Below are 13453 nucleotides of genomic sequence, written 5' to 3'. Positions count from 1 at the left end.
GCTAAACGCCCAGGCTATCCCGCAGTGCGGCAGAGGTGGCGACCGCGCCAAAGATACCGCCCTGCATATGGATCATGCTCAGCGCCGCCTCATGATGGCGCCGCTCGGTCGCGGCACAGCAATCGGACAGCACCAGGCACTCAAAGCCACGATCGTTGGCTTCACGCAGCGTGGTGTGAACACAGACATCAGTCGTAATGCCGCTGAGAATCAGATTACGGATGCCGCGACTGCGCAGTATCAGCTCCAGATCGGTGGCGTAAAACGACCCCTTACCGGGCTTATCGATGATGACTTCACCCGGCAACGGAGCCAGCTCCGGAATAATCTCCCAGCCTGGTTCGCCGCGCACCAGAATACGGCCGCACGGTCCGATATCGCCAATACCGGCATTCATGCGTCGTGACCGCCAGCGCTTGTTAGCAGGCAAATCACTGAGGTCGGGACGGTGGCCTTCGCGGGTATGGATGATCGGAAACGTCAGGGCGCGCATCGCGGCCAGCACCTGCTGCAACGGCGCGATGGGCGCGCGGGTCAGGCTCACGTCATAGCCCATACTGTCAACATAGCCGCCGACGCCACAGAAATCGGTCTGCATATCAATCACGATCAGCGCCGTGTCAGCCGGGGTGAAGCTGCCATCAAACGGCCAGGCATACGGGGTTGAATTAACGCTGTAGTCGGGCATTGCTGTTCTCCATTACCGGGCGCGGTATGCGCATTTTGCTGATCACGGTGTAGCTGATGGCGGCGGTCACCAGACCGATCACCGCTTCACCAAACTGTGGGAATGCCACGTGGGCGATCACCGCACACACGCTACCGATTGCCCAGGCGGCAAATGCAGTACCCCGGAAACGCTGCGCCGGTCGCTGCTCGCTGATGCGCGCCATAAAAATCAAATCTACAATCATCACAGCACCAAACGGTGGCACCACCATCCCCAGCAGGCTGAGCCACGCCAGGAAATAAGACCAGACACCCGCCAGCGCCAGCGCGCCGCCAATGACGCCGAGAATCAGCGTCCACAGACGCATTTTGCTGCTGAACAGATGGCTGAAACCTACCGCGCCGTTGTAGAGACAGTGTGTGCAGACCGATCCCAGATTGATAAAGACAAACAGGCAAGCCACCACCGACAGGATGGCATTGTGCCCCATCAGCATCGGCAGGAAGTTACCGCCATTGGTCAGCGGATCCACCGCCGCGCCTGTGGCTACAATTACCACGCCGAACAGATACGAGATGACGTTCGCAACCGGAAAAGCGGAGAAGGCGGCGATGACCGCTGAGCGTCCGTTCTTCGACCAGCGGGTAAAATCAGCGGTCATGGTACCGGAGTCGGCAAAACCGGCCACCACCATGGTGACCGCGGTGCCCATGCTCATTGCGCCGGCGGCACTGGCGCTGCCTTTCCACTGCGTCACCACGGAGAAATCATGCTGTTTGCTGATCAGCCACAGTGCAACCATTCCCAGCACCACAAACAGCGGCGCCGCGATCATCCCTAATACCGACAGCGCCCGCACACCCAGGAACGTGATGCCGGTGTAGAGGATCATGGCAAAGGCCGTGACCGCCAGAGCATTCCAGCCAAAGGTCTGATTAATGACTGTGCCCGTGAGGCCGGTCTGAAAGGCATACCAGCCGATCACCACCGTTGAGAGAAACCCCGAGACCAGGATGTAGCCTTTGTTGCCAAAGGTGCGTCTGGCCTGCAGAGCAAAGTTCATTCCGCTGTTTCCGGCGTACCAGCTCAACGCGCCGACATAGGCGAAGAGCACCAGGTTCCCCAGCAGAATGGCCATCAACGCGGGCCAGAAGCCCAGATGCCAGGTAATGATGCCGCCAAACAGCGCATTGGTGAGGATCATTGGAAATCCAAACCAGACCGCTGAGACGGAGCGAGTTGAATGGCGATGCGACAGCGGCACCGGCTCATGTTCAAATTCCTGCTCCAGCGCAGGTGTGTCAGACGTTTTCATTGGGCGATTCCGGGTTGAAGGTGATTCCACGGCTGAATGCGCTCGAAAGCGGCACTGGCAGCCAGCACTAAAGCATCATCAAGATGACGACCAACAATCTGCATACCGACCGGCAGGCCGCTGGCGGTGAAACCGGCAGGCACTGACGCGGCGGGCTGGCCGGTGAAGTTGAACGGGAAGCAGAATGAGAGCCAGTGATCGTTGCGAACCATACGGCCATCAATGATCTCTGGTCCCTGCATTCCCAGCGGAAACGGTGGCACGGCCAGCGTCGGCGTGATCAACAGATCAAAGCGCTGCATAAAGCGCCAAAGGCTGTTGCTGACCGCTTTGCGGGTGGCGATGGCATCGGTAAAGTTCTCTGCCCGCCAGTCGCGCTGTAACATAGCGACCAGATGCGGTGACATCGCGTTGCCCTGCTCCGCCATCATCTGGCGCATGCCGGTGAGATCACTTTCCATCGCCACCAGTGCGCCAAAAGCGGCAGCCGGATCCAGGAAGCCAGGATCGGCCAGCTCCAGTTCCGCACCGATTTCAGCAGCAAATCGCCTTACCGCCGCGCTGACCACTGCGCGGACTTCCGGGTCAACGGCCACATAGCCAAAATCTGCGCTGAATGCGATACGCAATTTGCCCGGAAGATGTTCTGGTGCACCCAGCCAGTCAACGTCGCTGCAGGGGATCGAGTGGCGGTCCCGCATATCCGGTCCTGCCATCAGTGACATCATCAGAGCGGCATCGCGCACGCTGCGCGTCATCGGCCCGATATGCTCCAGCGACTCCCAGCTTGAGACGCCGGGATAGCGCTCATCACGACAGCCAGGCCATAACGGCACCCGCCCCATCGACGCCTTGAAGCCAAAAATGCCGCAGTGCGCTGCCGGAATACGAACCGATCCGCCGCCATCGCTGCCCAGGGCAATCGGGCAAAGGCGTGCCGCCACCGCCGCCCCGGAACCCGCGCTGGAACCGCCCGGCGTCATCGCCAGACTCCAGGGATTGCGCGGCGATGGAAACAGCGGATTGTGTCCAACACCGCTGTAGCCAAACTCCGGCGCGGTAGTTTTACCCAGCAGAATGGCGTCAGCGGCCAGTAGCCGTTCCACCGTGATGTCGTCATCTTCGGGTATGAACTCTTTGTACGCTGCTGAACCGGAGGTAGTGCGGACGTTTGCGGTGCAGATGAGATCTTTTACCGCCAGCGGCACGCCTGCCAGCGCGCCCAGTGTTTCTCCCCGCGCGCGTCGGACATCTATGGCTTTAGCCTGTGCCATCGCAAGCTCGGGTGTCGGGGTGCAAAAGGCCTGCACCGCCGGTTCACGCTGTTCCATCCTCGCCAGCGCCGCAGCGGTCAGTTCGCAGGCTGATACTTCCCCGTTGCGGATCAGAGCGGCCATCGTGGTGGCATCGTCGTCTAATAAGGAGTCAAACATGGGTTACCTCGCCAAAAGTGTACCCATGCGCTAGTGCATGAAGCGTGCCAGATAGCCGCGAACTCACGAGTCTGCGTCAGGGATGCGAGGTGGAATACGGGCTGGGATACAAGATCGAATTCTTATGGTGTCAGAAGCAGGTCGCTGTTTATTTTTTCAGCACAGTGATGGCGCAGGGCTGCGCAATAAGGGTGCGTGTAAAAAGGCATGAATTTGCGGGTGTGTTGATAAACGCTCAATGCAGCAGCGTCGGTCTTGCAGGAATGGCTAATTACAGCTGTCACGAGGCGGTTTGACAAGACAGAGCCGTAACGATAATGACTGGATTCACATGATGCCTGCAGAAAAGCCTGCAGGTGCGGCACACAGTGAGGACCTGCCTCTATACTTCGTTAAAAACCCTGAAATGCGGGTCTTGCTGCTTTTTAGTTTACGCGGTTTCACAAATACGGGCAGTATCTGACTGCCCGTCATGTCTTTAACTCTATTCCGGAAAATCCGTCTCCACCGACGTCTGTTTCCACGCGTCTATCTCAGCCAGACGCTCTTTGAGCTTGCTGGTCACGGCGTCATGGCCCCAGGCACCCATCACCAGATGACGTGGCGGGTTTTCATGCTCGGTAATAGCAATCATCGCCGCGGCGGCCCGCGCCGGATCGCCCTTCTGAGTGCCGCTGTATTCGGATGTCGCTTTCATCCGCGCGGCGGCGGTCTCCGCATAGTCTGGCAGCGTGCTCGGCGTCTGATGCAGTGAGCGTCCGGCCCAGTCGGTGCGGAACGGACCTGGCTCAACACAGGTCACGCGAATGCCCAGCGGACCGGCTTCCAGCGCCAGCGAATCAGACCAGCCTTCCACCGCATGTTTGCTGGCAGAGTAGTAGCCTGAGCTGGCAAAACCGATTAAGCCTGCCACCGAGGTAATGTTGATCACGTGGCCGCTGCGCGCTTTTCTCATTGCGGGCAGCACGGCGCGGGTCAGGGCAAACAGACCGAAGACGTTGGCATCAAACTGCGCGCGGATTTCGCTTTCCACACCCTCTTCCACCGAGCTCTGATAACCGTAACCGGCGTTGTTTACCAGCACATCAATGGTGCCGAAAGTGTCCAGGGCCGCACTGACGGCCTGGTCAATACTCGACTGCTGCGTCACATCGAGCGCTACCGCCAGTGCGTTGTCGTGTCCTTCAACCAGATCGGCAATGGACGCGATGTCACGCGCCGTCACAACCACCTTAAAGCCACGCGCGATGGTCTGCTGCGCCAGTTCACGACCAAAACCGGTCGAACATCCCGAGATTAACCAGACAGGGCTGGAATGAGCAGTCATAACAAGACTCCCGTTGAGAATGATGAAGGGGTTTAAGACCCGGACGCGAGGGCATCCGGGAATAAAGGTTAGTGAGACGCGACCGCCCCACTTAGCCCTTAATGCTTTTTATGAAACAGCTGGCTGGCGGTGTCGCTGATGATTTGCGCTGCGCCGCGATCGCCCTTCACCATCGACGCCATAAAGGCTTTCGCCTGCTTAAAGGTGATGTGTGGCGGTAATGGCGCGACTTCCGGATCGGTTTTCACCTCCAGTAATACCGGGCGATCGGCGCTGAGCGCTCGCTGCCAGGCACCTGCCAGATCGTCAGGGTTGTCGACAAAAATACCGACCATACCCAGCGACTGCGCAAACTCAGCGTACTTCACATCCGGCAGCTGCTGTGACGCGTCGAAGCGAGGGTTACCCTCCATCACGCGCTGCTCCCAGGTGACCTGATTCAGATCCTGATTGTTGAACACGCAGACAATCAGGCGCGGATCGGCCCACTGCTGCCAGTATTTCTGAATAGTGATCAGCTCGGCCATGTTATTCATCTGCATCGCACCGTCTCCCACCAGCGCCACCACCGGTTTTTCCGGGTGAGCAAATTTCGCGGCAATCGCGTAAGGCACCGCCGCGCCCATACAGGCCAGACCGCCGGAGAGTGACGCGCGCTGTCCCTGCTTCACCCGATAGTCGCGGGCAAACCAGTTGGCGCAGGAGCCGGAATCCGAGGTAACAATGGCGTTGTCCGGTAACTGAGGTGACATCTCCCACACCACCCGCTGCGGATTGACCGGATTAGCCGGTGCCATGGCACGCTCTTCCATCAGCGTCCACCAGTCACGTACCTTAACCGCAATATCCTCCTGCCAGCTGCGATCCGCTTTGTGCTCCAGCAGCGGCAGCAGCGCGCGCAGAGTTTCTGCCGCATCGCCATGCAGATTCACTTCACTGGGATAGCGCAGGCCCAGCATGGCGGGATCGATGTCTATCTGCACCGCACGCGCCTTGCCCTCTTCCGGCAAAAATTCCGTCCACGGGAAGCCGCTGCCAATCATCAGCAGGGTGTCGCAGTTTTGCATTAAATCGGATGAAGGTTTCGTGCCGAGCAGGCCAATCGAGCCGGTAACAAACGGCGCGTCGTCCGGCAGCACATCTTTGCCGAGCAGCGCTTTTGCCACACCCGCACCCAGCACATTAGCAACCTGTACCACCTCGACGGCAGCGTTGCGTGCACCCGCGCCGATGAGAATCGCCACTTTTTTACCGGCGTTAAGCACATCGGCGGCGCGTTGCAGGTCCGCTTCGTAGGGGATAACTTTGGGACGCTGATAGCCGCTGCCGGAATGGGTGAAGCCGTGCAGATGCTGCGGCGGCTGCCACTCTTCATCCTGAATATCTTTAGGAATGATGATCACCGCCACGCCGTTTTGCGCTTTGGCAATGCGCACGCCACGATCCAGCAGATGGCGCACCTGTGTCGGGGTTGAGGCTTCCTGAACGAAGTTAGCGACGTCCGAGAAGATGCGGTCCAGGTTCATCTCCTGCTGATAACTGGCTCCACGCGCAGTCGCTTCTGCCTGTCCGGCAATCGCCAGCACCGGCGCATGGTCCATTTTGGCGTCATAAAGCCCGGTCAGCAGATGGGTTGCGCCCGGCCCGCCAGTTGAGAGACAGACACCCAGCTCGCCAGTAAACTTCGCGTGCCCGGCCGCCATAAAGGCCGCCATCTCCTCGTGCCGCACCTGAATAAATTCGATGCCGTCACCTTTAGCGTTCGCGCGCTGGATAGCTCCCAGCACGCCATTTATCCCGTCACCTGGATAGCCGTAAATACGTGTAACGCCCCACTCTTTCAGGCGCTGGACAAAAAAATCACTGGTTTTCATGCTCATCGTCACGTTGCCTTCATAGTCCATGCAGACTTAAAGCGTAGTCGACGATGCGCAGTCTTCGTTAATTGTTCGCCATGGCTGGGTATCGCTGATGCAAATCACTGAATATTTGATTCATATCCGCCGTTTCGCCTGTCTCCGCTACCGCCCGGAATACCTGGGTTTTCAGGAAATGACGCCAGCTGACCGGTGCGCCTGCCAGAAAAGCGGTCAGCAACTGGTAACGCTGAGGTGTCCAGAGCGTTTCAAAGCGACGCCGTGCCTCGCCGTGCTCAAAATGCTGCGCAGCGCGTTGCGGCATCCCGGCGCGCAGGCGCGCTGTGGCTGACTCATCCACACCGTCATCAACGATCACGACGCCATACTGCGCCCGGGCTGCTGCGACGCTGAGATAACCACAGCGCACATCCTGCATGACCGCCTCAGTTTCGCGCTGTGACGGCAGGCCATAACCGCCCGCGCCAGGGCCGCGCACTTCGACCACGTCACCCGGCTGGCAGTGGATTACGTCTGTGTTGCCGTGATTGATCACCTCGCCATCGCGCCGGGTGCGGAAGTAAGAGAGCGCCCCGTTCTGCCCGCCCACCACGCCCGCCGAGGCAAACACCGACCGGTTACGGTTGCGCGCGGTAATCGTGGTGTTGGGCGAGAAAATCTCAAATGCCATTTCGGTCGCTAAGCCGCCGCGATAGCGACCTGGGCCGGCGCTGTCCTGAGCCAGCCCGTAACGATGAAAACGGATCGGGACTTCCGCTTCGTTGATCTCAATGGGGGTATTTTTCAGGAAGGCGGACAGCCCGCCAGAGCCGTCAGGCCCGTCATGACGCGGCGTACCACCCGCGCCACCGCCCACTGGCCCCAGCGAAGCAACCACGCTGCGGTTATGCGTCTGCGTGCGGATATTCATGATTGAATTACCGCCCGGTGAATTGGCGGGAAGACGGTCCGGCATCGCCAGCGAGAAGACGCCGATTGTCGCAATCTGCGACAGTGCACAGGTCAGGGAGCGCATGCCTACCGCCGCCGGTGCTTCACAATTCATCACCGTACCCGGCGGCAGGATCGCCCGGGTCGGTCGCAGTGTTCCCGCGTTCAGCAGCAGCGAACGATCAAGTGTGGAGAGCACATAAGTGACGCCCACCAGCGCCAGCGGATGCCGTTCACGGCCGCCGGTCGGCATGTTCAGTGACGAGGCCAGCTGCGGGTCGCTGCCGGTGTAGTCCAGCTCCAGCTGATCGCCCTGCACCCGCAGTGTAATGGCGATACGACAGGGATAACCGCCCTCGCCATCTTCATCGGCGTAGTCGGCATAAAAATACTCTCCATCGGGAATGGTTCTGATAATGCTGCGGGCCTGCGCTTCGGCGTAATCGAGAATCCCTTCTATGCCCTGTAAAAAATCGTCGATGCCAAAACGGGCGATAATGTCGTGGATTTTACGCTCACCGACGTTTACCGACGCCAGCTGTGCTTTGAAATCACCCCAGTTCTGGTCCGGCACCCGCACGTTGAGCCGCATGATGCTGGCGACCTCTTCATTGAGCTGCCCCTGCCGCATGATTTTCAGTGGCGGGATGCGGATCCCCTCCTGCACGATATCGGTCAGCGAGCGCGACAGTGAGGCGGGCACCGCGCCGCCGACGTCGGTGTTATGAATGTGCCCCACCACGAAGCAGACAATTTCGCCCTTGTAAAACACCGGCTTCCAGATGTGGATATCGGGCGAGTGCGTCGCCACATTGCCGGCGTAGGCGTCATTAGTAATGCAGATATCGCCGTCGGCGTAATCGTCAATCAGTGCCAGTACTGGCCCATAGTCGATGCCGCTGTACCAGGGTGCGCCAAAACTGCGCGGCGAGGCAAACGCCAGTCCGGTGCGGCTGACAATCTGGCAGGAGAAATCTTCCGTCTCTTTAACAAAGGTGGAGTGCGCGGTACGCATCAGGGTAAAGGCCATCGCATCTGCAGCAGCGGCGCAGTAGTTCGCCAGGATTTGTAAGTTACGTCCATCAATCGCCATGTTATGCCTCGTTCGCCGTGATCAGCAGGTTACCAAAGGAATCGACCGTAACATTCATGCCGGGCGGCACGCAGGTGGTGCAATCGTTCTGCGCAATGATGACCGGCCCCCGTAACTGATGGCCGGCAAGCAATACGGTTCGCAGCACCACATCCACCTGATGCCATGCGCCGTCGATCCATGCATCGGTCTGTTTCAGCACTGGCACCGGTTCTGTCGCCGTTGCGAGCCGGTTAATCACCGGTTTTGGCGTGGGGGAGGCGATCACCAGCCGCAGGTTAATCAACTGCACCGGTGCCTGCGGGTCACTGTGACCAAACAGCTGCTGATGCTGGCGATCAAAGGCGTCATGCAACGCAGTGAAATCTGCCTGCATCAGCCAGTTCGCCTCCAGCGGCACGTCGATTTCAAACGACTGTCCGTGATAGCGCATATCCGCGCTGAACTGCAGGCTGTAGGGCATGTCGCTGCCGTGCTCCTGCGTCAGCCAGCCGCAGGCGCGCTGCTGCAAGGCTTCGGCTTCACTGGCTAATGTGTCAGCGAGCGCAGGCGTCAGGTCGCCGTAGAGTGTGCGGATAAAATCGTTGCGGATGTCCGCTACCAGCCCGCCCAACGCGGAGAGCACGCCTGGCGTAGGCGGAACAATCACCCCTTTCATGTTCAGTTCGCGGGCAAGAAAACAGCCCATCATCGGGCCCGCTCCGCCAAAGGCGAGGAACCAGAATTCACGTGGGTCGAGGCCAAAGCGCGACAGCAGGCCACTGGTGTCGCTGTACATGCTGGAGATCGCCAGTTGAATAGCGGTTTCCGCGGTCTCCTCGATTGAAATAGTGAGCGCATCGGCAAGGGGCTGCCAGGCCGCCCGGGCGGCGGCAACATCCACCGTCACGGCGTTATAACCCAGCGCGCCGTGGCCCATCATGCCGCAGGCGGCAAAGGCATCGGTGGCCGTCGGCTGTGTGCCGCCGCGCTGGAAGCAGACCGGACCCGGCAGCGATCCGGCACTGTCCGGTCCCATCTGCAATACGCCCTGCCCGTCAATCCACGCCAGCGAACCGCCGCCTTGCCCCACTGAGGTGACGGCGACAGAAGGAATAAATATCGGGAAGTCGCCGATGATTTCGCCGTTTCCCTGCGCCACTTTGCCGTCAATGATCACTGCTACGTCGGCGCTGGTGCCGCCAATATCCAGGCTGAGGATTTTGTCAAAACCGCAGGCGCTGGCCAGATAGCTGGCCCCGATCACCCCGGAGGCGGTGCCGGAGAGCACCATCTGGACGCATTCGCGTTTCGCCTGCCCGACGCCCATTACCCCACCGTTGGATTTGGTGATACGCGGCGGTGGCTTTACGCCAAGCCGTTTCAGCGCCTGCTCAAAGGATTCCAGGTAGTGAATGACCATCGGCTGCACGTAGGCATTAATGGTGGCGGTGATGGTGCGTTCATACTCACGAATAATCGGCCAGATGTCAGCGGAACAGGAGGTCAGCAGCTCAGGCGCGACTTCCTCAATAACCGCTTTTACTGCTGCTTCATTATGCCGGTTGCGATAGCTGTGCAGCAGCGAGACCACAATGCCCTGACAGCCAGCAGCGCGTGCCTGCTCAATGGCGTCCAGCACGCTCTGACGATCAGGCGCGTGCAGCACATTACCGTGGGCGTCAATGCGTTCGCGGATGGCAAATACCCTGTCGCGGGTAATCAGCGGTGCGGCTCGCCGGGAGAAAAGATCATGGATATGCGGAATTTTCAGCCGCGCCAGCTCCAGAACATCGCAGAAGCCCTCGGTAGCAAACAGCGCCAGCCGCACACCGCGCCGCTGGATCACCGCGTTAATCCCTACCGTCGTGCCGTGGGTAAAGTAGCCAATTTCAGCGGGATCAATGCCCTGATGCTGCTGAAATTGCGTCAGCCCGGTCTCGATTTCGCTGCCGGGTTTGTCCGGGCGTGACAGGACTTTGAGGGTATGGATCTGGTTCGTTTGCTGGTCCAGCACGGCGAAATCAGTAAAGGATCCACCAATATCCACGCCAACGCGGTATCGCATATCGGGTTAACTCCAGAGTTATGAGAGCGGGAATTCCATCAGCGTCTCGGGATGCTGCACAACGCGCCAGCCGAGCCGCTGGTAGACCTGATGGGCATCCTGGGTTGAAAGCATCCAGCGGTGCACCGTTTGCAGCTCCGGATGTTCACGGACGCAGGTCGCCAGCCAGCTGCCCAGCCCGTGACCGCGCCAGTTTTCATCAATGATCACGTCGCACAGCCAGCCAAAGCGGGTGTAGTCAGTGATCAGTCGGGCAAAACCTATCTGAGTCTGCTGGTGATAAAGACCAAACGGCAGCGAACCGGCAATCGCCCGCGTGGTTTTAGCCAGCGGCTGACCTTTGGCCCAGTAGGACTTCTCCGCCAGCTGGATATGGATCCAGGCAAGGTCCAGCCGCTGGCGATCGGTAGAGACGGTGAACATATCGCGCTGCCACTGCTGATCAGCAATCTGTAATGAGTCCATGGCAACTCCTTGTATCAGTTGAAATCATTTTAAAAGGGTTCGGACGACGGTTGAGGCTGTAGCGCGCCCTGAAACCGGGTGCAGCCACTGAATTTTGTAACGGAAAAAAATTTTATGCTGAGGGATGAATGGGCAGATCAAAGCGGTATAGAGGTAACGGGATGACGGGTCAGGCAGGCAGCCAAAAAGCGGGATGGGTGTGACGGCCCTCTCTCCGGTGGACGCAGGAGAGAGGCGACGCCGGGCCGACATTTATACGCCGAACTCCACAGTGTGCTTGCCGATGAGCGATCGTAACGGCACGCTGCTTTTCATGATCGGGGATTTAATCACGATATAGCTGAAGTACTTATCAATGCCGATCTGCGCATCCAGCATCTTCTCTATCACTTCCTGGTAATGTTCAATGCTGCGGGTAATAAAGCGCAGCAAATAGTCATAGCCGCCGGTGATCAGATGGCACTCCATCAGCTCATCGACGTCGCGCATCGCACTTTCGAACTTCATAAAATCTTCGCGGCGATGGCCTGAAAGGGTGACTTCGGTAAAGACGGTCACCGAATCGGTAATGCGGGTGAGATTAATGTGCGCTTCATAACCGGTGATAAAACCAGCCTGTTCCAGACGTTTGACCCGTTGCAGACAGGGACTGGGCGAGAGACCGACGGCGTCGGCGAGGTTAACGTTGCTGATACGGCCATCTTTCTGGAGTTGCACCAGGATGTTGATGTCGATGCGGTCAAGTTTCATTAAGCCGTTCATAGCACCCCCCTCATTGTCAGAGCCTGTTGGGCCAGGCGCTTAATCAAATGTTCAGAACCTCCCGAAGATATAACACGCTTTACTGTAAACGCGCCAGCGCTTCGCAGTGGTTATACCAGCGGGAGGCTTTCAAATTATTCTAATAAAATCAATGAGGAATGCAGATTTAACCCAGCCGGCCCGTGGCGCGGGCCAGCGCAATATCAAAGATATGCAGTGCCTCTTCCAGTTGTGAGTCGGTCGTGACCAGCGGCGCCAGGAAACGGATGGTGTTGCGATGCAGGCCGCATTTGATCAGCAGCAATCCTTCCTGGCAGGCGCTGTCGAGGATCTTCTGGGTAAGCGCCGCATCGGGACGCCCCGTTTCGAAGTCGAGAATTTCCACCGCCTGCATAAAGCCCACGCCGCGCACATCACCAATGCAGGCATATTTGTCCGCCAGCTGTCGCAGACGGGCGTTGAGCTGTTCGCCGAGCTGACAGGAACGCTGTAACAGGTTCTCATGCTCAAACAGATCCAGTACCGCCAGCGCTGCCGCACAGCCCAGTGCGTTGCCGCCGTAAGTGCCGCCTAACCCGCCTGGCGTTGGCGCATCCATGATCTCTGCACGGCCAACCACGCCGGAAATCGGCAGACCGCCGCCGAGGCTTTTCGCCAGGGTAATTAAATCCGGTTTGATCCCCAACTGCTGGAAGGCAAACATGGTGCCGGTACGCCCAAAGCCGGATTGCACTTCATCGCAAATCAGCAGAATGCCGTGCTGGCTGGTGATACGACGCAGCGCCTGCATAAAGGCCGGTCCGGCTGGCAGGAAGCCGCCATCGCCCTGCACCGGCTCGATGATAATCGCAGCCACACGCTCAGGCAGGATCTGCACGGCGAAGAGTTGATCCATCGCCTTCAGGCAGTCCGCTTCGGTGATGCCGTGCAGCGGGTTCGGGAATGGCAGACGATAGATGTCGCCAGGGAACGGACCAAAGTTCTGTTTGTAAGGCGCGGACATACCGGTCAGGGTGACGCCCAGCAGGGTACGCCCATGAAACGCACCATCAAACGCGATGATGCCAGGTCGCTGGGTGTGCGAGCGGGCAATCTTCACCGCATTTTCCACGGCTTCGGCGCCGCTGGTGAAGAAGGCGCTTTTGTATGCCTCATCGCCGCCGACCAGTTTGTTCAGCCGCTGTGCCAGTTCAATGTAGCCCGGATAGGCCACCACCTGAAAACAGGCGTGAGAAACCAGACCCAACTGCCGGGTTACCGCATTGACCACCGCAGGGTGATTGTGGCCGACGTTCAGCACGCCGATGCCGCCGACAAAGTCGAGATAGCGATTGCCCTCCACGTCCCATACTTCACTGCCTCTGGCGCGTTCGATCACCAGCGGATGGGCGGTCACTACACCGCGCGGCACATTCTGCTCACGTGCATCCAGTAACAGGCTGTTATCGGAATATGCTTGCTGCTCTGCCATGACATTCTGCATTTTAAACCCTCATCCACGTAACGTTCGGTTGGTTCAAGTATCGCAACCTGC

10 protein-coding genes are annotated in these 13453 nt (G+C 58.9%); all 10 read right to left on the bottom strand.

Going from position 1 to position 13453, the window contains the following annotated elements; genetic code table 11:
• Position 1: 1 nt before the first annotated feature.
• On the bottom strand, positions 2-688 hold the full coding sequence (locus P2R09_RS09850) for an isochorismatase family cysteine hydrolase (RefSeq protein WP_275769176.1): 687 nt from the start codon (positions 686-688) through the stop codon (positions 2-4).
• Positions 669-1985, bottom strand: a complete 1317-nt coding sequence (locus P2R09_RS09845) for a cytosine permease (protein ID WP_275769173.1) — start codon at positions 1983-1985, stop codon at positions 669-671. The genes P2R09_RS09850 and P2R09_RS09845 overlap by 20 nt, the downstream gene beginning before the upstream one ends.
• The gene (locus P2R09_RS09840) at positions 1982-3418 is read right to left on the bottom strand and encodes an amidase family protein (RefSeq protein WP_275769170.1); all 1437 of its coding nucleotides are present in this window, start codon (positions 3416-3418) and stop codon (positions 1982-1984) included. The genes P2R09_RS09845 and P2R09_RS09840 overlap by 4 nt, the downstream gene beginning before the upstream one ends.
• A gap of 484 nt (positions 3419-3902) precedes the next feature.
• On the bottom strand, positions 3903-4745 hold the full coding sequence (locus P2R09_RS09835; protein ID WP_275769167.1) for an oxidoreductase: 843 nt from the start codon (positions 4743-4745) through the stop codon (positions 3903-3905).
• A gap of 98 nt (positions 4746-4843) precedes the next feature.
• A complete protein-coding gene (locus tag P2R09_RS09830) occupies positions 4844-6625 on the bottom strand; it encodes a thiamine pyrophosphate-requiring protein (RefSeq protein WP_275769165.1) in 1782 nt (593 codons plus the stop codon).
• A 61-nt stretch (positions 6626-6686) separates the two neighbouring features.
• Positions 6687-8645: a hydantoinase B/oxoprolinase family protein gene (locus tag P2R09_RS09825; RefSeq protein WP_275769162.1), complete on the bottom strand. Its 1959-nt coding sequence runs from the start codon at positions 8643-8645 to the stop codon at positions 6687-6689.
• Position 8646: 1 nt separating this feature from the next.
• On the bottom strand, positions 8647-10692 hold the full coding sequence (locus P2R09_RS09820) for a hydantoinase/oxoprolinase family protein (protein ID WP_275769159.1): 2046 nt from the start codon (positions 10690-10692) through the stop codon (positions 8647-8649).
• A gap of 18 nt (positions 10693-10710) precedes the next feature.
• Entirely contained in the window at positions 10711-11157 is a 447-nt protein-coding gene (locus P2R09_RS09815) for a GNAT family N-acetyltransferase (protein WP_275769157.1), read from the bottom strand.
• A gap of 252 nt (positions 11158-11409) precedes the next feature.
• Positions 11410-11919 carry an Lrp/AsnC family transcriptional regulator gene (locus P2R09_RS09810; RefSeq protein WP_003852391.1) on the bottom strand — a complete coding sequence of 170 codons (510 nt, stop codon included), beginning with the start codon at positions 11917-11919 and terminating at the stop codon, positions 11410-11412.
• A gap of 166 nt (positions 11920-12085) precedes the next feature.
• Positions 12086-13402 (bottom strand): 4-aminobutyrate--2-oxoglutarate transaminase, encoded by a 1317-nt coding sequence (gabT, locus tag P2R09_RS09805; RefSeq protein ID WP_275769152.1) that lies wholly within the window; start codon positions 13400-13402, stop codon positions 12086-12088.
• Positions 13403-13453 lie beyond the last annotated feature (51 nt).

Source organism: Pantoea sp. Cr_R13, assembly GCF_029222565.1.
In the GTDB taxonomy this organism is placed as follows: domain Bacteria; phylum Pseudomonadota; class Gammaproteobacteria; order Enterobacterales; family Enterobacteriaceae; genus Pantoea; species Pantoea eucalypti.
Note: the sequence above shows the minus strand (reverse complement) of the source record. Positions and strands in the feature narration are given on the sequence as shown.